The organism is Roseovarius sp. THAF27 (assembly GCF_009363655.1).
Taxonomy (GTDB): domain Bacteria; phylum Pseudomonadota; class Alphaproteobacteria; order Rhodobacterales; family Rhodobacteraceae; genus Roseovarius.
In genome coordinates this window covers 815,501-840,161 of record NZ_CP045393.1, presented here as the reverse complement: position 1 = coordinate 840,161, position 24,661 = coordinate 815,501, and the positions used below count along the sequence as shown (strand labels likewise).

Annotated in this window: 26 protein-coding genes; 6 read left to right on the top strand and 20 right to left on the bottom strand. The window is 66.2% G+C overall.

Annotation, left to right across the window (positions count from 1 at the left end):
- Positions 1-122: 122 nt before the first annotated feature.
- From FIU89_RS04285 to FIU89_RS04270, 4 genes are all read left to right on the top strand, one after another.
- Positions 123-1,433, top strand: coding sequence for an ATPase (locus FIU89_RS04285; RefSeq protein WP_152491443.1), 1,311 nt, complete (start codon positions 123-125; stop codon positions 1,431-1,433).
- Positions 1,434-1,510: 77 nt separating this feature from the next.
- Positions 1,511-3,913 (top strand): ligase-associated DNA damage response DEXH box helicase, encoded by a 2,403-nt coding sequence (locus FIU89_RS04280; RefSeq protein ID WP_152491442.1) that lies wholly within the window; start codon positions 1,511-1,513, stop codon positions 3,911-3,913.
- Between the two features lie 50 nt (positions 3,914-3,963).
- Positions 3,964-4,638 (top strand): ligase-associated DNA damage response endonuclease PdeM, encoded by a 675-nt coding sequence (pdeM, locus tag FIU89_RS04275; protein ID WP_152491441.1) that lies wholly within the window; start codon positions 3,964-3,966, stop codon positions 4,636-4,638.
- A gap of 67 nt (positions 4,639-4,705) precedes the next feature.
- The gene (locus tag FIU89_RS04270; RefSeq protein WP_152491440.1) at positions 4,706-5,125 is read left to right on the top strand and encodes a PaaI family thioesterase; all 420 of its coding nucleotides are present in this window, start codon (positions 4,706-4,708) and stop codon (positions 5,123-5,125) included.
- 133 nt (positions 5,126-5,258) lie between these two features.
- Here the strand turns inward: FIU89_RS04270 and folD are convergent, their stop codons facing one another.
- The 3 genes from folD to FIU89_RS04255 form a co-directional block, all read right to left on the bottom strand.
- On the bottom strand, positions 5,259-6,149 hold the full coding sequence (gene folD, locus FIU89_RS04265) for a bifunctional methylenetetrahydrofolate dehydrogenase/methenyltetrahydrofolate cyclohydrolase FolD (protein WP_152491439.1): 891 nt from the start codon (positions 6,147-6,149) through the stop codon (positions 5,259-5,261).
- Positions 6,150-6,219: 70 nt separating this feature from the next.
- Positions 6,220-7,896: a formate--tetrahydrofolate ligase gene (locus FIU89_RS04260; RefSeq protein WP_152491438.1), complete on the bottom strand. Its 1,677-nt coding sequence runs from the start codon at positions 7,894-7,896 to the stop codon at positions 6,220-6,222.
- 145 nt (positions 7,897-8,041) lie between these two features.
- Entirely contained in the window at positions 8,042-8,650 is a 609-nt protein-coding gene (locus FIU89_RS04255; RefSeq protein WP_152491437.1) for an MOSC domain-containing protein, read from the bottom strand.
- A gap of 160 nt (positions 8,651-8,810) precedes the next feature.
- Between FIU89_RS04255 and FIU89_RS04250 the strand changes: the two genes are divergently transcribed.
- Complete coding sequence (locus FIU89_RS04250; RefSeq protein ID WP_152491436.1) at positions 8,811-9,731, top strand: hypothetical protein; 921 nt, start codon at positions 8,811-8,813, stop codon at positions 9,729-9,731.
- Positions 9,732-9,800: 69 nt separating this feature from the next.
- Here FIU89_RS04250 and FIU89_RS04245 read toward each other — a convergent pair whose 3' ends face one another.
- The 16 genes from FIU89_RS04245 to ruvC all read right to left on the bottom strand — a co-directional run bounded on the left by FIU89_RS04245 (position 9,801) and on the right by ruvC (position 23,624).
- Entirely contained in the window at positions 9,801-10,481 is a 681-nt protein-coding gene (locus FIU89_RS04245; RefSeq protein ID WP_254701856.1) for a methyltransferase domain-containing protein, read from the bottom strand.
- Positions 10,482-10,585: 104 nt separating this feature from the next.
- Positions 10,586-12,505, bottom strand: coding sequence for an ATP-dependent zinc metalloprotease FtsH (gene ftsH, locus FIU89_RS04240; protein WP_152491435.1), 1,920 nt, complete (start codon positions 12,503-12,505; stop codon positions 10,586-10,588).
- Between the two features lie 78 nt (positions 12,506-12,583).
- A complete protein-coding gene (tilS, locus tag FIU89_RS04235) occupies positions 12,584-13,837 on the bottom strand; it encodes a tRNA lysidine(34) synthetase TilS (RefSeq protein WP_254701788.1) in 1,254 nt (417 codons plus the stop codon).
- Positions 13,834-14,748, bottom strand: a complete 915-nt coding sequence (gene ybgF, locus FIU89_RS04230; protein ID WP_152491434.1) for a tol-pal system protein YbgF — start codon at positions 14,746-14,748, stop codon at positions 13,834-13,836. The genes tilS and ybgF overlap by 4 nt, the downstream gene beginning before the upstream one ends.
- 22 nt (positions 14,749-14,770) lie before the next feature.
- Entirely contained in the window at positions 14,771-15,289 is a 519-nt protein-coding gene (gene pal, locus FIU89_RS04225) for a peptidoglycan-associated lipoprotein Pal (protein ID WP_152491433.1), read from the bottom strand.
- 83 nt (positions 15,290-15,372) lie between these two features.
- On the bottom strand, positions 15,373-16,701 hold the full coding sequence (gene tolB, locus FIU89_RS04220; RefSeq protein WP_152491432.1) for a Tol-Pal system beta propeller repeat protein TolB: 1,329 nt from the start codon (positions 16,699-16,701) through the stop codon (positions 15,373-15,375).
- A gap of 1 nt (position 16,702) precedes the next feature.
- Complete coding sequence (locus FIU89_RS04215; RefSeq protein ID WP_172978022.1) at positions 16,703-17,146, bottom strand: cell envelope integrity protein TolA; 444 nt, start codon at positions 17,144-17,146, stop codon at positions 16,703-16,705.
- On the bottom strand, positions 17,143-18,312 hold the full coding sequence (locus FIU89_RS04210; protein WP_368373281.1) for an energy transducer TonB: 1,170 nt from the start codon (positions 18,310-18,312) through the stop codon (positions 17,143-17,145). Before FIU89_RS04210 ends, FIU89_RS04215 begins: the two co-directional genes overlap by 4 nt.
- Before the next feature lies 1 nt (position 18,313).
- On the bottom strand, positions 18,314-18,787 hold the full coding sequence (gene tolR / locus FIU89_RS04205) for a protein TolR (protein ID WP_057791869.1): 474 nt from the start codon (positions 18,785-18,787) through the stop codon (positions 18,314-18,316).
- Between the two features lies 1 nt (position 18,788).
- Entirely contained in the window at positions 18,789-19,484 is a 696-nt protein-coding gene (gene tolQ / locus FIU89_RS04200) for a protein TolQ (protein WP_057791871.1), read from the bottom strand.
- A gap of 115 nt (positions 19,485-19,599) precedes the next feature.
- Entirely contained in the window at positions 19,600-19,989 is a 390-nt protein-coding gene (gene ybgC, locus FIU89_RS04195; protein ID WP_152491430.1) for a tol-pal system-associated acyl-CoA thioesterase, read from the bottom strand.
- A gap of 117 nt (positions 19,990-20,106) precedes the next feature.
- On the bottom strand, positions 20,107-20,643 hold the full coding sequence (thpR, locus tag FIU89_RS04190; protein ID WP_152491429.1) for an RNA 2',3'-cyclic phosphodiesterase: 537 nt from the start codon (positions 20,641-20,643) through the stop codon (positions 20,107-20,109).
- 3 nt (positions 20,644-20,646) lie between these two features.
- Positions 20,647-21,282, bottom strand: coding sequence for a hypothetical protein (locus tag FIU89_RS04185; protein WP_152491428.1), 636 nt, complete (start codon positions 21,280-21,282; stop codon positions 20,647-20,649).
- Positions 21,283-21,377: 95 nt separating this feature from the next.
- Entirely contained in the window at positions 21,378-22,406 is a 1,029-nt protein-coding gene (gene ruvB, locus FIU89_RS04180; RefSeq protein ID WP_152491427.1) for a Holliday junction branch migration DNA helicase RuvB, read from the bottom strand.
- A 58-nt stretch (positions 22,407-22,464) separates the two neighbouring features.
- Positions 22,465-23,133: a Holliday junction branch migration protein RuvA gene (gene ruvA, locus FIU89_RS04175; protein WP_152491426.1), complete on the bottom strand. Its 669-nt coding sequence runs from the start codon at positions 23,131-23,133 to the stop codon at positions 22,465-22,467.
- On the bottom strand, positions 23,130-23,624 hold the full coding sequence (ruvC, locus tag FIU89_RS04170) for a crossover junction endodeoxyribonuclease RuvC (protein ID WP_152494395.1): 495 nt from the start codon (positions 23,622-23,624) through the stop codon (positions 23,130-23,132). Before ruvC ends, ruvA begins: the two co-directional genes overlap by 4 nt.
- A gap of 305 nt (positions 23,625-23,929) precedes the next feature.
- Here ruvC and FIU89_RS04165 point away from each other — a divergent pair, with 305 nt between their 5' ends.
- Positions 23,930-24,121, top strand: a complete 192-nt coding sequence (locus FIU89_RS04165; protein ID WP_152491425.1) for a DUF1127 domain-containing protein — start codon at positions 23,930-23,932, stop codon at positions 24,119-24,121.
- A 134-nt stretch (positions 24,122-24,255) separates the two neighbouring features.
- Here the strand turns inward: FIU89_RS04165 and FIU89_RS04160 are convergent, their stop codons facing one another.
- Positions 24,256-24,609: a hypothetical protein gene (locus FIU89_RS04160; protein ID WP_152491424.1), complete on the bottom strand. Its 354-nt coding sequence runs from the start codon at positions 24,607-24,609 to the stop codon at positions 24,256-24,258.
- Positions 24,610-24,661 lie beyond the last annotated feature (52 nt).

The window sequence follows — 24,661 nt, the reverse complement described above, 5'->3', positions numbered from 1 at the left end:
CCCATCCCTGCCCGCGGGCCACCATAATTTCCGCATGATCTTCTGTCAGCCTGACCGCAAACACTCCGCCGTCTGCGGGGTCGAAACACGTCAACTTGTCTCAGAGAGCGGGCCGTAAAACCATGAACATGCAAGTGACCACCGGCGTTCAACCACCTCCGCCGCCGTCGGGGCTGGACGAAATGCGCCTTCCCATCGTGATGATGCGGGATATCCTGCTGAAAACCATGTTCCGCAAGAACCTGGACATGGTCAGCGAAATCTCCGAGGCGATCTGCCTGCCCCGCGCCGTTACGCAGGAACTGGTGGACATGGCCCGCCAGCAACGTCTGCTCGAGGCGACCGGCACGCTCAACGCCAATTCGGGCGGCGAAATGGGCTTTCAACTGACCGACGCGGGCAAGTCCCGCGCGCTCGACGCCCTGTCGCAATCGGAATATTTCGGCGCCATGCCGGTGCCGCTAGCCGTCTATCGCGAGCAGGTCAAACGCCAGTCGATCCGCAACATCCAGATCACCCGCGACGAACTGACCGGCGCAATGGGGCACTTGGTGCTGCCCAACGATCTGCTTGATCACCTCGGCCCCGCCGTGTCGGCAGGTCGCTCGATCCTGATGTACGGCCCGCCCGGCAACGGTAAATCCTCGATCTCGAACGGCATCCGCGACGCGATGGGCGACAAGATCTATGTCCCCCGCGCCATCGAATACGCGGGCCAGGTCATCACCGTCTACGACCCCATCGTCCACTCCAAGGCCGAGGTCGAGGTCGACGACCCCAACTCCCTGCGCCGCAAGCGCACCTTCGACACGCGCTACGTGCGCTGCGAACGGCCCACGGTCATCACCGGGGGTGAGCTCAGCCTGTCGATGCTCGATCTGGTCTACAACCCCACCGCGCGGACCTACCAGGCACCGTTGCAGCTCAAATCAACGGGGGGCATCTTCATCGTCGACGACCTTGGCCGCCAGGCTGAACCGCCGCAAAGCCTGGTCAACCGCTGGATCGTGCCTTTGGAGGAATCCAAGGATATCCTGGCGCTGCAATCGGGGGAAAAATTCGAGGTGCCCTTCGACACGCTGGTGATCTTCTCGACCAACTTCCACCCCAACGAGATCTTCGACCAGGCCGCCCTGCGCCGGATCTTCTTCAAGATCAAGATCGACGGACCCAACCAGCAGGATTTCCTCAAGATCTTCGCCATGGTGGCCAAGAAACGCGGGATGCCGCTGGACGAGGAAACGCTGCTGCACCTCCTCAAGGTCAAGTACCCGACGATCAACAACGTCTACGCCAACTACCAGCCGATCTTCCTGATCGACCAGATGATCTCGATCTGCGAATTCGAAGGCATCCCCTACCAGATGCGACCCGACCTCTTGGACCGCGCCTGGGCGAACATGTTCGTCAAGGACGAGACCATCGTGAAATAAGCGCGCCCCGGAGTTTATCGAAAACTCCGGGCAAAACTTTTCCTGAAAAGTTTTGCGGTTCCGCCTACATCTGGCGGATGACGTCGCTACCCCCTGTTTTCACCGACTGGTTCGCCACCCGCGGTTGGTCCATCCACCCGCATCAGCAGGCCATGCTGGACCGCGCGGACGACCCCGCCCTTCTGCTCATTGCCCCCACCGGGGGCGGCAAGACACTGGCGGGTTTTCTGCCGACGCTGGTGGACATCGCAGAGCACGGCCACGACGGGCTGCACACGCTCTACATCTCCCCGCTCAAGGCGCTGGCGGCAGACATCAAGCGCAACCTGACCACGCCTGTGTCAGAGATGAACCTGCCCATCCGCATCGAGGACCGCACCGGCGACACCTCCTCGTCGGCCAAGCGCCGCCAACGCGCCGACCCGCCACATATTCTGCTGACCACGCCCGAAAGCCTCGCACTCCTCACCTCCTACGAGGACGCCCCGCGCATCTTCAAGGGTCTCAAGCGCATCGTGGTCGACGAAATCCACGCGCTGGCGGAATCGAAGCGCGGCGATCAGTTGTTCCTTGCCCTCAGCCGCCTTCAGGCCATGTGCCCCGGCCTGCGCCGCGTGGGCCTCTCGGCCACGGTCGAGGACCCCGCCGCCATCGCGCACCTTCTCGCCCGCCACCCGGACCCGTGCGAGATCCTCATGGCCGATCCCGGCCCTGAACCGGACATCGCCATGCTGCAAACCGACGCATATCCGCCCTGGTCCGGGGGTGGGGCGGCCTATTCCATCCCAGCGGTACTGGACGAGGTGCGACGCCACCGCATCACCCTCATCTTCCACAACACCCGCGCCCAAGCCGAGATTTTCTTTCACAACCTCTGGCTCGCCAACGAGGATGCCCTGCCCATCGGCATCCACCACGGCTCGCTCGACCGGGCGCAGCGCGAACGGGTCGAGGCCGCCATGCAGCGCGGCGAACTGCGCGCCGTGGTCTGCACCGGCAGTCTGGACCTCGGCATCGACTGGGGCGACGTGGACCTCGTGATCCAGGTCGGCGCGCCCAAGAACGTCAAGCGGCTGGTCCAGCGCATCGGCCGCGCCAACCACCGCTACAACGCGCCATCCAAGGCGCTCCTGGTGCCCGCCAACCGCTTCGAGGTCATCGAATGCGTCGCAGCGTTGCAGGCCGTGCGCGACCACGACCTCGACGGCGAGCCGCGCGGCCCTGGCCCCCGCGACGTGCTCTGTCAGCACATCCTCATCCGCGCCTGCGCCGGCCCGTTCGATGCAGATGCATTGTTCGATGAAATCCAGACCGTCGGCGCCTACGCCACGCTCACCCGCGCCCAGTTCGACGCCTGCCTCGATTTCTGTGCGACCGGTGGCTATGCCCTGCGCGCCTATGACCAATGGCAACGCCTACTCAACCGCGACGGCCTGTGGCAGCTGCGCGACCCGCGCAGCGCCCGCCTCATTCGCATGAATATCGGCACCATCCAGGACGCCGACCTCTTGAAGGTGCGGATGCGGCGAAACCGCGGCGGCAAGCCCCTGGGCGAGGTCGAGGAAGGCTTTGCCGCCTCCCTCACCCCCGGCGACACGTTCCTGATCGGCGGGCAGATCGTGAAATACGAAGGCCTGCGCGAAACCGTGGTCGAGGTCAGCCGCGACGCTGCCAAGAAACCCAAGATCGCCACCTTCGCCGGCACCAAGTTCGCCACCTCCACCCAGCTCAGCCAGCGCATCCTGTCGCTCCTGCACTCGGGCGACCACTCCGCCCTGCCCGCCCACACCGCCGACTGGATCGCGCTTCAGCAGGACGTGTCGCGCCTTCCGCAGGCGGGTCGCCTGCTCATAGAAAGCTTTCCCCATGACGGGCGCGAACACGCCTGCATCTACGGCTTCGCGGGCCGCAACGCGCAACAGACGCTGGGCCTGATCCTCAGCAAACGCATGGAGGAGATGCGCCTCGCCCCCATGGGCTTCGTCTCGACCGATTACGCCACGCTGATCTGGGGGCTGGAGCCGCTGACCGATGCCACCGGCCTTCTGGACCGCGCCGCTCTGCGCGAAGGCCTGGACAAGTGGCTGGCCGGTAACCAGCTGATAAAGCGCACCTTTCGCGCCTCGGCTACCATCGCGGGCCTGATCCAGCGCAACCTGCCCCAAGTCCGCAAATCCGGGCGGCAGGCCACATTTTCGTCGGACATCCTCTACGACACTCTGGCCAAATACGACCCCGATCACCTGCTTCTGGACATTACAAAGCAAGAGGCGATGCGCGGCCTGATCGACTTTGGCCGGATCGAGGAAATGCTCGACCGCATCGGCGACCGCGTCGACCTCGTGCGCCTGCCCCGCGTCACGCCCTTCGCCGCGCCCTTGTTCCTCGAGGCCGGGCGCACCCCCGTCGAAGGCAGCGCACAGGACCGCCTGCTCGAGGAAGAAACCCAACGCCTGATGCAGGCCGCCGGTCTCGCCTGACCTCCCGAAAACCGCTTGCAAAATCGGTCCTCCCGCGTGATGAACGAAGCATGAACGGCTACGAGTTCACATTGGCAGGCGCCCGCCTCACCGCCCTCGGCTCGGGCGCGCTTTTCTGGCGTGACCAGAACCTGCTTTGCGTGTCCGACATGCACCTCGGCAAGACCGAACGCCGCGCACGCCTGGGCGAGGCGCAACTGCCCCCCTACGAGACGCACGATACGCTGTCCCGCCTGCAAGCCGACCTGGAAGCCACCGGCGCCCATACCGTCATCTGCCTCGGCGACAGCTTCGACGATGCGCTGGCCGCCCGCGCCCTGCTGGAGGCCGAAAAGCTCTGGATCAGCCGCCTTCAGGCAGGTCGCCGCTGGGTCTGGATCGAGGGCAACCACGATCCCGGCCCCGTCGACCTCGGCGGCGCGCACCTGTTCGAGTTGCCCGTGCCGCCGCTCACCTTTCGCCACATCGCGCAACCGGGCTTTTCGGGCGAGGTGTCGGGGCACTACCACCCCAAGGTCACCCTGCCCGTCCGGGGCCGCGCCATCACCCGGCCCGCCTTCCTGCTCGACAGCGACCGGCTGGTGATGCCCGCTTACGGCACCTATACCGGCGGCCTGCGAAGCCATGACACCGCGCTCTGCGACCTTATGCGCACCGAGGCGCTGGCGATCCTGACCGGCAACACGCCCCATCCCGCGCCCATGCCGCGCAGCCAACGAGCGTGACACGCCCCGTTCCCATTGCCACCTGCCCGGCCTAGACTGCCGCGCACAAAGCCGACCGGAGACCCCCATGTCCGCCCCCTTCGAGACCCGCATCCGCGACAGCTTCGCCCGGCAATCCATGATGCAAACGCTGGGCGCCACGCTCGCCGACATCGCCAAAGGCAAGGTCGAGATCACCGCGCCTATCCTCGAAGGCAGCCGCCAGCAACAGGGCGTCGCCCATGCCGGCCTGACCTTCGCCATCGGCGACAGCGCCGCGGGCTATTCCGCGCTCACCCTCATCCCCGAGGGGATGGAGGTGATGACCACTGAGATGAAGATCAACCTCCTGGCCCCCGGCGCGGGCGATCACCTCGTCGCGCGAGGCCGGGTGATCAGACCGGGCCGCCGTCTGATGGTAGTGCAGTCGGATGTCTTCGCCGTGACGGACGGCACGGAACGCCACATCGCCATGCTGGTCGGGACGATGATCCCGGTGGAGCTTTAGAAACTTCTGGCCCGCAAAACCCGCGTCCAAACGGAAAAGAAATGAGGGCTGCCCCCGGCCGAGGGTGGGGGTGAAGCCCCCGCCCGTGGGGGCGGTCGGGGGCTGCCCGGCGGCGGCCGCCGGGCAAGAGGTCTCAGGCCGTCAGCCCTTCCGGCTCCGACAACCCGTTGGCGCGACAGCAGGCCGTCACCGTGTTGGCCAAGAGGCACGCGATGGTCATCGGCCCGACGCCGCCCGGCACCGGGGTAATCGCCCCCGCACGCTCGGCGCAGGACTCGTAATCCGCGTCGCCCACCAGCTTGGTCTTGCCGTCGCGCTCGACCCGGTTGATGCCCACGTCGATCACGGTGGCCCCTTCCTTGATCCAGTCGCCCGGCACCATCTCGGGCCGGCCCACCGCGGCCACCACGATATCGGCGCGGCGCACCACGTCAGGCAAATCCTTGGTGCGGCTATGTGCGATGGTCACCGTGCAGCTGTCGCCCAGCAAAAGCTGCGCCATCGGCTTGCCCACGATGTTCGAGCGCCCGACAACCACCGCGTCCATACCCGACAGCGAGCCATGGTGTTCACGCAGCATCATCAGACAGCCCAGCGGCGTGCAGGGCACCATGCTTTTCTGTCCCGTGCCCAACAGGCCCACGTTCGAGATGTGAAACCCGTCCACGTCCTTGGCCGGGTCGATTGAGTTGATCACCAGGTCGGAATCCAGGTGGTCCGGCAGCGGCAGCTGCACCAGGATGCCATGCACGTCCTTGTCGTTGTTCAGCTGGTCGATCAGCGCCAGCAGATCTTCCTCCGAGGTGTCCGCCTCCAGCTTGTGCTCGTAGGAATTCATGCCGACCTCGACGGTCTGCTTGCCCTTCGAGCGGACATAAACCTGGCTTGCCGGGTCCTCGCCCACCAGCACCACGGCCAGCCCTGGTGTGATGCCGTGCTCTTCCTTCAGGCGGTCCACGTGGCCCGCCACCTTCTCGCGCACTTTTGCGGCAAATGCCTTGCCGTCGATAATCTCTGCCGTCATGCTTTTCCTCCCGGCCCGAAAATGGTCCCCCACCCTATACCTTTGGCACGGGGTGGGGAAAACCGGTCCTTTAGAACAACCCTTCGATTTCGCCCTGGTCGTTCAGGCGGATGGATTCCGAGGCCGGCCGGCTTGGCAGGCCCGGCATGGTCATGATCTCGCCGCAGACCACCACGACGAAGCCCGCACCGGCCGAGAGCCGCACCTCGCGCACCGGCACCGAGTGGCCCGTGGGCGCGCCGCGCTGGGTGGGATCGGTCGAGAAGCTGTACTGCGTTTTCGCCATGCAGACCGGCAGGTTGCCATAGCCCTGCTCTTCCCAGCTCTTCAGCTGGTCGCGGATCTTCTTGTCCGCGATCACCTCGTCGGCGCGGTAGATCTTCTTGGCGATCGTCTCGATCTTCTCGAACAGGTCCATCTCGTCGGGGTAGATCGGCTTGAAGTCCGCCTCGCCCTTCTCGATCGTCTCCACGACCTTCTTGGCCAGGTCAGCAGAGCCTTCCGAGCCCAGCTCCCAGTGACGCGACAGCACCGCCTCGGCGCCGTTTTCCGCCACGAAGTCCTTCACCGCCTGCACCTCGGCATCGGTGTCGGTCACGAAGTGGTTGATCGCCACCACCACCGGGACACCGAAAGACTTAACATTTTCGATATGCCGGCCCAGGTTCGGGCAGCCCGCCTTCACCGCGTCGACGTTCTCGGCGCCAAGGTCCGCCTTGGCCACGCCGCCGTTCATCTTCATCGCCCGCACCGTCGCCACGATCACCACCGCCGACGGCGCGATCCCGGCCTTGCGGCACTTGATGTTCATGAACTTCTCGGCGCCCAGGTCGGCGCCGAACCCGGCTTCCGTCACCACGTAATCGGCGATCTTCAGCGCCGTGGTCGTCGCGATGACCGAGTTGCAGCCATGCGCGATATTGGCGAACGGCCCGCCATGCACGAAGGCCGGGTTGTTTTCCAGCGTCTGCACCAGGTTGGGCTGCATCGCGTCCTTCAAAAGGACGGTCATCGCGCCCTCGGCCTTGATGTCGCGGCAGAAAACCGGGCTGCGGTCGCGGCGATAGGCCACGATCATCGCGCCCAGCCGCTCCTCGAGGTCCTTGAGGTCACTCGCCAGGCAGAGGATCGCCATCACTTCCGAGGCCACGGTGATGTCGAAGCCGTCCTCGCGGGCAAAGCCGTTGGCCACACCGCCCAAGCTGGACGTGATCTGGCGCAAGGAGCGGTCGTTCATGTCCACCACCCGGCGCCAGACGATCCGGCGGGTGTCGATCTCGGCGTCGTTGCCCCAGTAGACGTGGTTGTCGATCATCGCGCTCAAGAGCGCATGGGCCGAGGTGATCGCGTGGAAGTCGCCGGTGAAATGCAGGTTCATGTCCTCCATCGGCACCACCTGGGCATAGCCGCCGCCCGCGGCGCCGCCCTTCATCCCGAAGTTCGGCCCCAGCGAGGCCTCGCGGATGCAGATCATCGCCTTCTTGCCGATGTGGTTCAGACCGTCGCCCAGACCAACGGTGGTGGTGGTCTTGCCCTCGCCCGCCGGCGTCGGGTTGATCGCGGTCACGAGAATCAGCTTGCCGTTCTCGTTGCTCTTCACCGAGTTGATGTAGTCCTGGCTCACCTTCGCCTTGTCATGCCCGTAGGGCAGCAGGTGCTCGGACGGTATCCCAAGCTTGTCGCCAATCTCCTGGATCGGCTTCTTCGACGCCGCACGCGCAATCTCGATGTCTGATTTGTGGCTCATTGTAGGTTCCTTTGGACATAAGCGATGATGCTTCGCGGACAGCCATACAAAGTCAGCTGCGGTCACCCGGTCAGGAATCCGACATTTCCGGGGGCTGATGCGGCAGCCTGTCGCGCCCGCGTTTCACATCGGAAACAGCCGACGTTCAGAAGGCCTTGCCGCTCAGGCATCCCTCCAGGTGCAGCCAGGGCCGCTGGTCCGGCACGTGCAGGCGGATCCGGTCGCCCAGCCGCAGTGGGCCGGGCCGTTCCACCCAGGCGGTGACACCGCGCCGGTGCGCGGCAGCGGGCTTGAAGCGTTTACCAAGGCCCGGGTGATCCTTCTCCAGTTCCTTGGCGGGCCAGATGCAGGGACGGTTCTCCATGTCCACGATCAGCGCCGTGCCGCTCTCGGTCTGCAAGCGCGACGCGGGCGGCAGGCGGCTGAAATCGTCGATGCCTTTCAGCACAAGCGACGCGCCCAGCCACTCGGGGCGCAGCGCGTCGATCCCGATGTCCTCGGCAATCGCCGCCATTTCCTCGGCCGACACGATGGACAATTGACGCACATTGGCAATCTCGGTGCCTCTTGCGTGCTGGTCCTTTAACCGCACGCAGGCGGGGCGCGTCCGTCCGCCGTGGAACTCTCCGGGCACCCCGTCCCATGTCAGCTCCACCTGGTCCAGCGCGGCCGAGCGGATGCCGCTCTTCTGGTCCGCGACGCACCCGATCCAAGTGATTTCGGCATAGTGATCGGTGGGGATCAAGGCAGGCATCGGCGGGTTCCTTCGCACGTCTCGGTCACCGCGCTCCACGGTGACTTCGGGTCTTTCCCGGGGAAAATCTCATCATTGTCCGGGCATGTCACCTTATCGCCCAACACAGGTCAAGGTCCCCGGTCATCTTCGCCCTGAACACGCATGAAAAGGGACGTTCATGGCCTTCGCTTTCTTTCGCAAACACCCCAGGCCGCTCTCGCCCGAGGCCTGGCAGTCGGTCAAGGCGTTTCATGCCGAGATCCGGGCCATCGCGCTGGTCAAGCACGGCAAGGTCCTGACCTCCGCCACACACCGCAGGCATAACCCCGGCGTCAGCGAAACCGACTGGATGGCCGTGCAGGTCTTTGAGCTTTTCGAGGACTTGCGCGAGAAGGCCGGGGCGCAGGATCTTGACGCGCTCGGCCCCGAGCACCGGCATATCCTGCTGATGGCCACGCTTGCCGCCAACGGGACGCAGGAAGAATTCGACAGCGCGCTCAAGGCCGACAGGCTCGGCATGGCCGCCCATATGCGCGGCCTGCGCGACGGCTGGGCGTGGGCCCGGTCAATGCCCCCGCCCCGCGCGCTGCCGGGGGAATCCCCTGCCGCGATGCTGGCAAGGTTCAACCGCGGCCTGACGCTTGAAAACGCTTACACAACTGGGCGCGAGGCCCTGATCTCGGGCCGGTTCACCGACAACGACACGCAGCTGTTCCTGCTGCCTTACGCGGTGCAAAGGGTGCGCGCGCTCGGCGCGCAGATCCCTTGCGTCTGGCGCAACGCGCCCGGCTTCCGGGACCTTCACAGGGCCGAACGCGACGCGGTGGGCCTGATGTACCGGACGCTCTGTATTTCCGACGACGTGCTGGACCTGATGGACGAGGTGCTGGACGCCCCACCCAACGGCGATGTGGTCATGGAGCGCATCAAGATGTTCCACAACGGCGCGACGCAGCTGGCTCTGGCCGACAGCGTCACGGCGGAGCTGCCCACCGGACGGCCCGGGTCCGTCCACGACATGACGCTCACCGCGTTCGACACCGGGTTTCGCCTGCTGGACGAGGCCATGGTCTTTTACGCCGCCCGAAACAGTGCGTGACGGTGAAGCGCGCGCGCCGGAATTTTGAAAAAATTCCGTCCCGTTTTCTTTTCAAGAAAACGCCCGCGCTCAGACCGACAGGGTAAAGAAAATCCTTCGGAACGGGAACAGGACCGAGCCGTCCTTGCGCACCGGGTAGGCCGCGTGCATCGCCTCTTCATAGCGCTTGATCAGCGCCGCCTTCTCGTCGTCGTCCAGCGCTTCCAGTACCGGGCGCGCATAGGTGCTCTCGGTGAAACGGCGCACCGGGTGGCTGCCCGGCTCGGCCATCAGGCGCTGGTAATACTCGGTTTCCCACATGCGGAACTGGCCCATGCCGGCCAGAAGCTCGTCGTATTTCACCGGGGCCATGACGCCGGGCGTGCCCATCTTCTCGACCCGGCCGGGGAACATTTCCTCGACCAGGCTCAGCCAGACACGGTGCGACGGCGCTTTGTTCTGATGCGGCATCTGCACCGCCAGCGTGCCGCCCTTGCTGAGCATCCGCACCAGTTTCGGCAGCAACTGTTCGTGATGCCCCACCCAGTGCAGCGCGGCGTTGGAAAAAATCAGCCCCGGCACGCGCGCGGGCGTCCAGTCGGAAATATCGGCCTGGCTGAAACTGTCATACGCCTTGCAGCCGCGGGCCTTTTCCAGCATCGCCGGGCTGGCATCCACGCCGATCACCTTGCGGTTTCCGGCCCGCGCCCGAAGCGCCTCGCCCAGCGCGCCGTTGCCGCAGCCGAGGTCATAGATGTCGCCCGCGCCCATGCTGCTGATCGTGTTCACCAGATCAAGGCCCGGACGCAGCCGAAGGTCGTGAAACCGGGCGTAGGCGCCCGGGTTCCAGTCGGTCTTCACGTGTGTCGTCGTCGTCACGCTGTCGGTTCCGGCTCCAGTCCGCCCTCGGGCGGCGTCGACTTGGGCTTGGTCTTCGGGATCGCGGTCAGGGACGGCTTGTCGTCCTTCTGCGGCGTGCCGCCCTGGTCGTCATCGGCCTCGGGCGGATCGCCGTTGATCACGCGCTCGATCTCTTCGCCGGTCAGGGTCTCGTATTCCAGCAGGCCCTGCGCCAGCCGCTCCCATTCGTCCTGCTTTTCGGTCAGGATGTCATAGGCGCGCTGGTAGGCTTCGTCGATCAGGCGCTTCACCTCGTCCTCGATCAGTTCCTTGGTATGGGCCGAGATCGAGAAGCCACCGGCGCTATTGCCCATGTAGCCTTCATGTGCCTGTTCGTAATCGACATTGCCCACCTTGTCGGACATGCCCCAGCGCAGCACCATGGCGCGCGCCAGCGACGACGCCTGCTGGATGTCGCCCGCCGGGCCGTTCGACACCGCGTCGGGGCCGTACTTGATGATCTCGGCGGCCTTGCCGGCCATCGTCATGGCAAGCTTTTCCTCGCATTCCGACTTGTGCCAGTTCAGCCGGTCGATCTCGGGCAGGCTGACGACCATGCCCAAGGCACCGCCGCGCGGGATGATCGTGGCCTTGTAGACCGGGTCGCATTGCGGAAGGGCAAGGCCCACGATGGCGTGACCGGCCTCGTGATAGGCGGTCTTTTCCTTCTGCTCGGGCGTCAGGACCATGGATCGCCGCTCGGCACCCATCATGACCTTGTCCTTGGCCTGTTCGAAATCGACCATCGACACAAACCGCCGGCCCACGCGCGCCGCCATCAACGCCGCCTCGTTCACCAGGTTGGCCAAGTCCGCACCCGAAAATCCGGGCGTACCGCGCGCGATGATGCGCAGGTCCACGTCGGGGCCAAGCGGGGTCTTGCGGGCATGGACGCCCAGGATCTTTTCGCGGCCCTTGATGTCGGGGTTGGGTACGGTCACCTGGCGGTCGAACCGGCCCGGACGCAACAGCGCGGGGTCCAGCACGTCCTTGCGGTTGGTCGCCGCAACGATGATCACGCCCTCGTTGGCCTCGAACCCGTCCATCTCGACCAGAAGCTGGTTGAGGGTCTGTTCGCGCTCGTCATTGCCGCCGCCATAGCCGGCACCACGGTGGCGGCCCACGGCGTCGATTTCGTCGATGAAGACGATGCAGGGCGCGTTCTTCTTGGCCTGTTCGAACATGTCGCGCACGCGGGACGCGCCGACACCCACGAACATTTCCACGAAGTCCGAGCCGGAGATTGTGAAGAACGGCACGCCGGCCTCGCCCGCGATGGCGCGCGCCAGGAGCGTCTTGCCCGTGCCTGGAGGGCCCACCAGCAGCGCGCCTTTCGGGATCTTGCCGCCCAGACGGCTGAATTTCTGCGGATTGCGCAGGAACTCGACGATTTCCTCCAGCTCTTCCTTGGCCTCGTCGATGCCCGCCACGTCGTCGAACGTCACGCGGCCATGCTTTTCGGTCAGCATCTTGGCCTTCGACTTGCCAAAGCCCATCGCGCCGCCCTTGCCGCCGCCCTGCATCCGGTTCATGAAATAGATCCACACACCGATCAGCAGCACGAAGGGCAGAAGCGAGATCAGGAAGGTCTGGAACCCGGATTGCTCCTGCGATTCCGCCTTGATCGGGATATCCTGCTCCAACAGGAGGGACGTCACCTCGGCATCCTCGGGCTTGATGGTCGAGTAATTGTTGCCGTCCTCGCCCCGGAATCGCACGTTCTCGCCGTCCAGCGTCACCTCGGACACTTCACCGTCCTCGACCGCCTCGACGAACTCGGAATAGGGGATGGCCTTGCTCTGCAGGGTGTTGCCGGATCCGTTGAACAGGCTGAACAGCGCCATGATCAACAGGAACAGGACCAACCAGAAGGCGAAGTTTCTCGCGTTGCCCAAGGGCTTTCTCCTCACGTCTTTAGGGGTCTGGCCTACCACAGGACCCGAGTGTTATAAATAGAGATCGTTACGTGTTGTTCAATGCGCAAGAATGCCGGCAAAGAACATGTCTTCATCCCGCAAGAGCGTGGCGGACCAGCCTTCTGCGACCCCCGCCAGCGGTGCCGCGACCAAATGCCCGCCCCGCCAGACCGCCGGGCTGGCCATAAGCGACGCCCGCGGCAAGCCGGGCCGCACCCGATCCTCGCACTGCGCCAGCCCCGCCTCGCCCAGCGCGGCCACCTCGGCCCCGTCGGGCCACGGCCCGTCCAGCCGCCAGCGTCCGTCCCACGCCGCGCCGGGCGCCGCGCGCAGCTGCGCCACCGCCTGCGGCTCGCGGGTGAAGCGCAGGTGATCGGCACCCACGCTCATCATCACGCCGTGCAGCGTCATGCCGTTGCCGCCGCGGATCGCCTCCAGCATCAGGTCCACGGCCTTGCCGCGCGGGCCGTATTCCGCGCCGCTGATCCAGCGCAGGATCTCCTGCACCATGCGGCGGCAGATGTCGCGCGGCAGGGTGCGAAACCCCTTGCGCTCGATCACGACGTCGCCCCGGTCGAACGTGACATACCTGCGCGCCTCCACGAACACGTACCAGTACAGCGCCTGGCGCACCTCGGACATGTGGCGCGCCACGGTGCCCAGACCGCGCGCGGTTATCCCCAGTCCCTCCAACACGCCCAGCGCCTTGCGCACCCGCGCCCGCTCGAACGCGTCATCGGTATTCGTCGGGTCGTCGATCCAGTCCAGCCCCTCTGCCGTGACCAATGTCCGCAACTCGGCCCGGGACACCTGCAACAGCGGCCGGCGAAACTCGACCGCGCCCTGCCGCCAGCCCGGCGTCATCGTGGCCAGCCCGTCGACACCGGCCTCGCGCGACAGGCGCATGACAAAGGTCTCGGCCACGTCGTTCAGGGTATGGCCCAGCACCACGTCGGTGATGCCCTCGGCCTCGGCCCAGTCGGCGATCAGCCCGTAACGGGCGCGCCGCGCGGCGTCGGACAGGTTGCCCGCCCCGCCCCAGCCGCGCCATTCCAGGGTCCGGTGCGCCACGCCAAGCCGCGCGCACAGGGCGGCGACCCCCGCCGCCTCGTCAGCCGAGCCGTCGCGCAGGCCATGATCCACCGTCACCGCATAGAGCTCCGGCCCGCCCTGCGCGGCCCAGTGCCGCGCCAGCACCAGAAGCGCCAGAGAATCGCTGCCCCCGGACACGGCAATGCCCAGCCGATGGGGCCGGGCATTGCCGAATGTCGCCACGAACTGATCCAGAATATGCGCGTTGGGTCGGTTCACGAACACCCAAGGTTCTGCATCGCCTGCGTCGCCTGTCCGACCGCAGGCGACTGCGGAAAGCGCTGCGCCACCTCCCCCAATGTCAGGCAGGCCTCGTTGGTCTGCCCAAGCTGGCCCAGCGACCGGCCCAGCAGGAACAGCGCCTGCGGCGCCTGCGGGCCATCGGGCGCGGTGCTGAACGTATCCAGATAGGCGCGCGCCGCTCCGGTCATGTCATTGGCCTTCTCCAGCGCCTCGCCCCGCTTCAGCCCGGCCTGCGCTTCCATCGGGCTGCCGGGATAGTTGGTGGTGAAACGCTCGAACTGCGTGGCCGCGGCGGTGTATTCACCGGACTCGAAGGCCGCCATGGCGGCGTCGAAATCGGCCTGCTCCGCGGCAGCCATCTGCACGCCGGTATCGGTGCCCGTGGTGCTGCCGGTGGTGCTGCCCGTGGAGCCTTCGGTGGTCGCGCCGCCGGTCGTGCCGGTGGCCGGGGCGGTGCCCGTGCCGCCCGTGCCGCCCGCGTTGCCGCCCGTCGACGGTTCCACCCCGCCCAGCGTGTCGCCGGGCTCGATGCTGCCGATATCACAGGAGGGCTCCAGCTCGCAGATCCGGAACTCCAGGTCGCCCACCCGGTTGGTGCCGTCGGTCACCACGCTGTCGATGCGGAACTCCAGCTCTTCCGTCTTCGACGTCAACCGCTGCAACTCGGATTCGATCGTGTTCACCCGGTCCAGCACGCTGCCGCCCACCGTCGCGGTGCCCGCGGCCCCGGTGGTGTTCAGTTCGCGCTTCAGCTTCTGCAACTCGACATAGAGCACCGACAGCTCCTGCCGGATATCCGCCAGGGTTTCGGTATTGGCCTGCGCCGAGGCCGAAACCGGCCCCATCCCGAACGCGGCCACCACAAGGCCCAGTATCACACGACGCATGTTCACCCCGCCTTTCGTCCTATCAGCTTGCCGGCACGGCCGAGATCACCGTCACGGCGCGGCGGTTCTTGGCATAGCACGATTCCTCGCTGCAAATCTCCAGCGGGCGTTCCTTGCCATAGCTGATGACCTTCAGCCGCGCCGGGCTGACGCCCCTCGAGATCAGGTATTCCTGCACCGCGTTGGCGCGGCGTGCGCCCAGCGCGATGTTGTATTGCCGCGTGCCCTGCTCGTCGGCGTGGCCTTCGATGATGGCGTTGTATTCCACGTTGGTGGCCAGCCATTGCGCCTGCCCGTCCAGCGTCGCCGTCGCCGTGGGCGACAGGGTGGACTGGTCCACCGCGAACAGCACCCGGTCGCCGATCGTCTGCTGGAAGTAAAGCGGCGATTGCGGATCCTGCGCGGTTCCGGCCACAGCGCCGGCCCCGACGCCGCCGGCGCCCGTGCCGTCGGCATATTGGTCGCCGAACCGGTCGGGGTTGCTGCACGCGCTTACCGCCAGTCCCGCCACCACGATCAATGCCTTGCTCAGATGTCTCATTTCAGTGCCCCACTCGATGTCTTGTTGCTCTTGCAATGGTTAATATCATAGGCCCGCGGCGGATGCATGTCCCTTTTGCGGCCTCAGTTCTGCAACGGCCCCCAGGACGGATCCGAGGCGCCGGTGTCGGTGCGCACCTGCTTGAGGTTGCGCCCGGTGATGTCCACCGACCACAGGCTCGACGTGCCCTGCGCGCCTTGGGTTTCGCGAGCAAACATGATCACCCGGCCATTGGGCGCCCATGTCGGCCCCTCGTCCAGGAAGGACGCGGTCAGCAGGCGTTCCTCGCTGCCGTCGGTGCGCATCACGCCGATATGGAACCGGCCTTTGGATTGCTTGGTAAAGGCGATCAGGTCGCCGCGCGGCGACCACACCGGCGTGCCATAGCGGCCCTGGCCAAAACTGATCCGCGTCGCCTCGCCGCCGCCCGCAGGCATCACGTAGAGCTGCGGCGTGCCCGAGCGGTCGGATTCGAACACGATCTTGCTACCGTCGGGGCTGAAGCTGGGCGCGGTCTCGATCGACGGCGTCGTGGTCAGGCGCGAGGTCTGCCCGCTGCCGATGTTCAGCTGATAAAGGTCGGTATTGCCGCCCGTGGTCAGGCTGTAGACGATGGTCTGCCCGTTGGGCGCAAAGCGCGGCGCGAAACTCATCTCGCCATCGGCGGCGTTCAGCACGTTGCGCCCCGCCGTCGCCACGTCCAGCACGTAGATCTTGGGAAAGCCGCTCTCATAGCTGGTATACAGCACCCGGTCCCCGCCCGGCGAAAACCGCGGCGCCAGCACGATCGAGGCGCTGTCGGTCAGGTAGGTCACGTTGGCGCCATCGTAATCCATGATCGCCAGCCGCTTCTGCCGCGCGTCCTTGGGGCCGGTTTCCGACACGAAGACGACGCGGCTGTCGAAATACGGGTCCTCGCCGGTCAGCTGCGCGTAAACCTGGTCCGAGACCTTGTGCGCGATGCGCCGCCAGCCATCGGTGGTGCCCACGAATTGCAGGCCATCGCCCATCTGCTGCCCCGCGAACACGTCATAGAGCCGGAACTTCACGACGACCTTGCCGCTGTCGTCCACGCTGACGCCGCCCACGATCAGCGCCTGCGCGTTGATCGCCTTCCAGTCGGCGAATTGAACCGGGCTGGAAAACGCCGTGACTCGCGCGATATGCGCGTCCTGCGGGATCTCGCGAAACAGGCCCGTGCCGGTCAGGTCGGCGGCGATGACCCGCGTGATATTGGCGGCCATCTCCTGCGCCTGTGCGCTCTCGGCCACGAAATTCGGCACGGCAAAGGGCAATGGCTCGATCACACCCTCGGTGATCTCGATCCTCAGCGGTCCGCTGCGCTCGTCCTGCGCCATCACCGGCGCCGCAAGGCCTGCAAGGATCGCCACAAGGGCCAGAATTACTCTCATATCACTGCTCCCCTTCGACCACCGGGTCGAATGTCATCTCGATGTTGCGCCACACATCATATTGATCCGCTGGCAAGTCAAATCCCGTCCGGCTGCATCTCAGAATGGCACGCCGTGCCGCCATGAAAGAGTCCATGTCGGCCATCTCACGGGGAATTGAGCGCAGGCTGTCGTCCACCACCGTGCCGTCCCGGTTCATCTCGAACGCTACGGTGACAACAGCGCCGCCCTTGGGCTGGTTCCAGCAGGCCTGCACTTGCTGTCGCATATCGCCGATCCAGGCACGACTATCACGGGCCGCCGCCTCGGCCTGGGCAACTTCCGGGACCGGGGCCACCTCGCCCGGCAGTTTTGGCCGCACCGAACCGTCCTCTGCAGCCCATGCCGAAAGCGGGGCCGCAAGCCCCGCCAGCATGATGACAGCTGTGATCGCCCCGTGTCTCATCTGATCCGCATGTTCTCCGGGTTGAATGTCATTTCGATGTCACGCCACGTGGCGAATTTCTCGACAGGCAGATCGTACCCGCTCGCTCCACACCGAATGATCGCCCGCCGCGCCGCCTCGAAGGCCTGCTGCGCAGAGGAGTTGCTGCCACCCTCGCTACCGATCATGCGGATCGAGTTGGTGATCGGACGGCCATCCTCCGACATCGACACCGCCACCGTCACCGTGGTGGCCAGCGCCTCGGAACTCAGCGAGCCGACGTTCCAGCACTGCTGCACCGCCACGCGCAACCCGTCCTTTTCGCCTGCCGTCAGCGGCGGGCCTTGCGGCGTGCCCTGCGGTTCAGGGTCGCTGCCCAGCGCCTCGGCCAACGCGTCGTTCACCGCCGAACTGTCGGGGCTGGTGGCCTCTTGCGTCTCGGGCTCCGCCGCCGGTTCCGGGTCGGCCTGCTGCGCCGGTTCGTCGCGCGGCTCGGGATCCGGGTCCGGCTGGGCCGCCGGGGTCGGCTGCTCGGGCCGCGTGCGCGGGCGCACCGAGCGTGTCGGCGCGGCGGATGCCACCTCCTCGGCTTCGGTCACGATCTCGGTTGTGGCCTCCTGCCGCGCGGTTTCCTCCTGCTCCGGCTCGGGCTCCTCGGCCTGCTCGGCAGGCTCGGGCGCCTGCTGGTCGACGTCGGCGATTTCGACATCCGGTTCCGGTTGCTCCACCGCCTCGGGTGCTACGCGTGGCGCGGGCCGGGGCTGCGGGCGTTCGGACTGCTCGGGCGCCAGCACGGCGGTGTCTTCCTGCGGCGGCGTCGGCTCCTGCGGAGCGTCGGCGATCTCGGCCTCGGGCACGGGGATCGGCTCGGGCTCGACGGCCTCGGGCACCGGGTCCGGCTCGGCGGTTTCCGTCACCTCGGGCTGGTCCTGCTCGGGCGCGGCGTCGGCCTCGGACGACAGCTCGGGGGCCTGTCCCTCCTCGGGCGGCTCGGGCGTATCGACATTGGCCACCGCATCCGGCGACGGCTCGGCGACCATCGCCGCGTATTCCTCTTCCGAGATGGCCGTCACCTCGGTGATCTCGAACGGCAACGGCTCGGACTGGAACGCCCCGCCGAAAATGGCAACGACGATCAGGCCCGTATGAGCCACACCGGAAATGATCTGCCCGGTGTCCAGCCGCATCTCAGCCGCCCTGCTCGTCAAGCGTCGGCCCGCCGGTATCGGTCACCAGCCCGATATTGGCGAACCCGCCGCGATTGAGCGCGCCCATCACCTGCATCACGTCCGAATAGGGCACCGCCCCGTCCGCGCGCAGGAACACCCGCGTGCTGTCGCGTTCCGTGGCGATGGCGCGCAGCCGGTTCACCAACTCGCCGCGCTGCACCTCGGTGGTCTGGATCATCACCACGCCTTCGGCGGTCAGAGTCACGGTCAGCGGCTCTTCTTCCTCGCCCGGCAGGGCATTGGCCGCGGTCTCGGGAAGCTGCACCGGCACGCCCACGGTCATCAGGGGCGCCGCCACCATGAAGATGATCAGCAGCACCAGCATCACGTCCACGAAGGGCGTGACGTTGATTTCCGCCATCGGACGGCTGCGCCCGCGACCTCTGCGCCTGCGGCCCGTGTCACCTGATTTTTGGACGACGCCAGCACCCATGTCAGCTGTCCAATTGCCGGCTCAGGATGGTCGCGAACTCGTCGGCAAACGCCTCGTAGCTGGCCACGATCCGGTCCGCATCCGCGCTCAGCTTGTTGTAGAACACCACCGCCGGGATGGCCGCCAGCAGGCCCAGGCCCGTGGCCAGAAGCGCCTCGGCGATCCCCGGCGCGACGACGGCCAGGTTGGTGTTCTGCTGTTCGGCGATCTCGATGAAGGCATTCATGATGCCCCAGACCGTGCCGAACAGGCCCACGAAGGGCGACACCGACCCGATCGAGGCCAAAATAGTCAGCCCGCTCTGCAGCTTCTCGCTTTCCTTCACGATCGCCACGTCCATGCTGCGGTCGATCCGTGCCGTGGCGCCCGCGATCAGTGCGCCGTCGGTGCGATGCGACCTGCGCCACTCGCTCATCCCCGCGGCAAAGACCCGCTCGGACTGCCCCGCCGGATCGGGCCCGATCTCGTCGAAAAGCTCATCCAGCGGCTCGCCCGACCAGAAGCGGCGGTCGAACGCCTCGGCCTCGGCGCGGGCCTTGCGATAGGTGATCGTCTTCTGGATGATGATCGACCACGCCCAGAAGGACGCCACGATCAGCATCAGCATCACCAGTTTCACGATCAGCGTTGCGCGTGCGAATAGCGCCCACAGCGAGAAATCCATCTCCTGTGCCATTGCCAGGGTTTCTGCTTCCATCTGCCTGCTCTTTGCTTTGCCGGGCCTTGTTGACTGGCCGTATTGAGCGCGAAACTAGACGATTTCCAAGGGGAAAGCCAACATCAACCGTATCCGCGCGGTCAATTGCGGGTGATCAGTGCAGCATCAGGCGGATATTCGCCGGTAGACGCGCCGGATGGCCGGTGTCGTTGATGCAGACGATGGTCACCTGCGCCGAAAAGACCAGTTCCTCGCCGCGCAGAACCTTCTGCTCCATGACCAGCCGCGCGCCGGTGACCGTGACGACGCTCGTGCGCACTTCCAGTTCGTCATCGAATTTCGCCGGGTGGTGATAGTCGGCCTCGACCCGCCGCACGGCAAAGACCACGCCATCGTCGCGCCGCATCGCGTTCTGGTCGATCCCCAGCCCCCGCACCCAGTCGCTGCGCGCCCGCTCTATGTACCTGAGGTAATTGGCATAATAGACGATCCCGGCCATGTCGGTATCTTCGTAATAAACGCGGATGGGAAAGGAATGGGCCATGCCCGCCTTCTACGGCGCGCGGGTGGCGACGGCAACGCAAAAGAGGGGCTCCGCCCCACGGCGAACCTGCGGTTCACCGTTCCCCGGGATATTTTCGGCCAGAGGAAGAGGGGGCCGCTAGAGCGGATACTCCGCCAGCACGTCATAGACCGGCCCCTCGGGCGTCAGGGTAGAGGCATAAAGGCAGAACCGCTCCACCGGGAACGGCCCCGCGCGAAATCCGCCATACGTGCCAAGGAACGCGGTCAACCGGCCCATGTCCACCGGACGCGAGCGGCCAAACCGGGCCAGCGTGACATGCGGGCGAAACCGCTCGCGCGGCAGGTCGATCCCCGCCAGCCGGGCCGCGCCGCGCACCTTGTCATGCAATTGCCGCAGCGGCTGCGCCTTCGCCACATCGGCCCAGACCAGCGCCGGCCGCCGGCCGCCCTTGGCCTCCACCCCGGTAAACTCCATGTCCCAGCGCGGCACGCGGATCTCGCCCAGCGCCGCGTCCAGTTCCGCCAGCACGTCCTCCGGCTGGTCGTCGAGGAAGGCCAGCGTCAGGTGCAGGTTCTCCTCGTCCACCAGCCGCCCCTGACGCAGCGCCTCCTGCACCGGCAAGAGCGCCTCGATGGCCGCGTCCTCCAGCGGAACACCGACAAAGGCCCGCAACCGCTACATCTGCCCCAGCCGCGCACTCAGGCGCAGCGCGTGGCTGGCGTCCTGCGCCACGGCGGGCATGACCGGATCGTACCCCGCCCGGATCACCGCGCCGATATCGGGCCGCAGGATCACCTGCCCCTCGCCCGCCTGCGCCAGGACCGAGCGGTCGGTAAAGGCCAGGTCGGACCAAAGCAGGATCGTCTGCGCCACTTGCGCCAGCGCCAGCGTGTCGGCGGGCACTTGGGACATTTGATCGTCCATCCGCAGGAAAACAAAGCTGGCCTTGATCGCGCCGGCCTCGTCAAAGCGGAAGATCCGGTACTGGTTGGCGTCCGCCGCCTTCAGCCGCGCCACCAGGGGGCCAAGGTCGGGGATCATCCGGTCCATGTCCGGCACCTCCAGCAGCTCATCCCACTCCCGGAAGAAGAAGAACATCAGGTTCACGCCCAGTTCCGGATCGGTCTCGGCCATCTGGTGGCCCGCCATCATCACCACGGCCTCCACCGCGCCCTTGACGATCTCCAGCGTCTTGTCATCCGTCCCGAACACCACCGGCACGATGGGCCGCCCCCAACGGGCAAAAAGGTAAGAGCCATCGGCGCGGGTAAACAGCGCCTCGACACCTTCGGGAGAGATCAGATCAGCCATGCCGTCTCCCTACCAAAGCCGCCGCCCCATGCAAGTCAAAGCCCCCTTCCTCTGGCGACAAATATCCCCGCCGAAGGCACGAAACTCTTCTGGCGCTACTTGCCGAACAAATCGCCCGACCCCGCCGCCCTCGGCGCCGCCATCCCCAGATGCGCCCAGGCGCGTTGCGCCAGCATCCGCCCCCGCGGGGTGCGCTGGATAAGCCCCTGCTGCAGCAGGAACGGCTCGATCACCTCTTCCAGCGCGTCTCGGCTCTCGCTCAGTGCCGCGCTCAGCGTCTCGATCCCCACCGGCCCGCCCTGGTAGGCCTCGGCAATGAGCCGCAAATACCGCCGGTCGGCCCCGTCAAGGCCCAAACCATCCACGCCCAGCCGGGTCAGCGCGCTGTCCGCCAGGCCTTGCGTAATCCGCCCGTCGCCCTCGACCACGGCGAAATCCACCACGCGCCGCAAGAGCCGCCCCGCCACCCGTGGCGTGCCCCGCGCCCGCCGCGCGATCTCCCGCGCGCCCTGCGCCTCTGCCGGAACGCCCAGCTTCTGCGCGTTGCGCGTCACGATCTCGTGCAACTCGTCCTCGGTATAGAATTGCAACCGCGTGGGGATCCCGAACCGATCCCGCAAGGGCGTCGTCAGCAGGCCCAGCCGCGTCGTCGCCCCCACCAGCGTGAAGGGCTGCAGCTCGATCCGCACCGTCCGCGCCGCCGGGCCTTCGCCGATCACCAGGTCCAGCTCGAAATCCTCCATCGCCGGATACAGCACCTCTTCCACAGCCGGATTCAGCCGGTGGATCTCGTCGATAAAGAGAACGTCATTGGCCTCGAGGTTGGTCAGAATCGCCGCCAGGTCGCCCGCCTTGGCCAGCACCGGGCCGGAGGTCATGCGAAACCCCACGCCAAGCTCGCGCGCCATGATCTGCGCCAGCGTCGTCTTGCCCAGGCCGGGGGGGCCGTGAAACAGCGTATGATCCATCGCCTCGCCCCGCTGCCGGGCCGACTGGATGAACACCTTCAGGTTGGCGCGTGCCTCCGCCTGCCCGATGAAATCCGCCAGCGCCTGCGGCCTGAGCGCGCGGTCCACATCCTCGGGCAGCGCCTCGGGGCGCAAGGTCGGGTCAGGCTCGGTCATGCGTCAATCGTCCCACGTCCACGCGGCAGGCCGCAAGGCCCGATCATCCGCCCGCGCTTCATCCCTTCGGCGCCAGCAGCTTCAGCGCGGCGCGGATGAGGTCCGCCGTCGCCGCGTCGGGCATCTCGCCCGCCACCTGCGCCACCGCGCCCGCCGCCTCGCCGGGGCCGTAGCCGAGGTTGGTCAGCGCCGACAGTGCCTCGGCCTGTGCCGCGCCACTCGGGGCCTTCGGGGGCGGCGCCTTCGCAACCGGTGTCTCGATCACCTCGTCGTCGGCGGGCCCCTCCGGCGCAGGCATCGGCGCGCTCGCGCCCATCGCCATCACCTCCGGCGCCTTGTCCTTCAGCTCGATCACCACGCGCTGCGCCGTCTTGGGGCCGATCCCCTTGGCCGCCTTCACCGCGTTCACGTCGCCCAGCGCAATCGCGCGTCCCACGCCATCCGGCCCCAGCGTGCCCAGGATCGCCAGCGACGCCTTCGCCCCGATCCCTTGCACGCTCATCAGCAGGCGGTGCCATTCCTTCTCGACCAGCGAGGTGAAGCCATAGAGCTGCAACAGGTCCTCGCGCACCAGCAGATCGGTATAAAGCGCCACATGCTCGCCCGCCCCCGGCAGCGCCGCCAACGTCCGGTCCGAGCAATAGACAAGGTAACCAACGCCCTTCACGTCGATCAGCACGTGATCGGCGGCGCGATAGTCGATGCGTCCCGCGATCCGCCCGATCATGCGCGCACCTTCTCTTTCAGCGCTCTCGCGCCCCCGTGATGCGCATGGCAGATGGCAATCGCCAGCGCGTCGGCGGCGTCCGCCCCGGCCAGTTCGACCCCCGGCAGCTGCACCCTCACCATATGCGCCACCTGCTCCTTGCCGGCATGACCCACGCCCACCACCGTCTTCTTGACCGTGTTGGGGGCATATTCGCCCACCGCCAGCCCGAACTGCGCCGGCACCAGCAGGGCAATGCCCCGCGCCTGACCCAGCTTCAGCGTGCCGGCCCCATCCTTGTTGACAAAGGTCTGTTCCACCGCCGCCGCGCCGGGCGCGTATTTCCCAACGATATCCGTAAGTTGGCCGTGCAGCGACAACAGCCGTTCGGCCAGCGTGCCCCCGTCCCCGTGGCAAACCCCGTTGGCCACATGGCTCAGGCGGCTGCCCTCCATGTCGATCACGCCCCACCCGAGGTTGCGTAGGCCCGGATCGATCCCGATGACCCGCATCTGCACTGCCCGCCCTTGATTGTTTTCCAAGCCACTAGCACGAAAGGGGAACATACGCCAAGCCCTTCCACGCCCCCGGGCGATCGGGCCAGTCCTGCGCGGTATGCATGTCACAGCCTTTCCGGGATCATGCGCACAATATGTGAGCATCAAAAATACAGCATTAACATGACGTTAAAGTAAATTCACCCATGCAGCGCCTGCATAGTGACTATGCGGAAAATGCGTGTTGTCCAAATCAGCGCAACCCCCTACCTGCAGCTTCAGAAGAACAAACGTACCGACTTATACGAAGGACCATGACAATGGCTGCAATCGACAACACCCGCAGCGTGCACCACGGCGCCCATTTCGGCTCCATCTTCGCGCGCATTCTCGCCACCGTTTCCGCTTGGAACGACGCCCGCGTCACCCGCAACGCGCTCAGCCGCCTGAGCGACCGCGAACTGGACGATATCGGCCTGTCGCGCGGCGACATCGAACGCGCGATCCGCTAATTGCGGATTCCGCCCGCCCGGCGTCCTCTCCCTGCGCCGGACAGCAAAAAGCCCTGCACGCGGACCAACGTGCAGGGCTTTTCGTATCGAGAGAGGCGTCTTTGGAGGGCTGAGAGGCCAGACGTCGTTGATCGTTACTTCACGAAGGGGCGCAGGTATTGCGCGATGGTTGCGGAAACAGTGTCTTTCTGCATCACGAAGGCACCGGCCTGTTCCACCACCGTGCCGGATTTCAGCGCATCGACCCGCTGGTCATAGATCGTGCCGCCGAGATGCGCGAGGATCATCCCCTTGAACAGGAACACGCCCAGAACCAGGAACGCCAGACCGCGAACCGAAAACCCCTGCGCCCGGCGCTTGGGGCGGAAAACGATCAGGCCGTCGCGGGTCACCTTGGCCGAATAGCCGTTGGCAAGGCGGGTGCGGTTACGGTCGATTTTCTTCAGTCGGGCGTCGAAGCCCTGGTAGGTGTTGGTGGCGTTGGTCATGGCAGCGTCCTACTGTATCTCATCCCCGGCCCTTGATGATCAAACTAGGTTT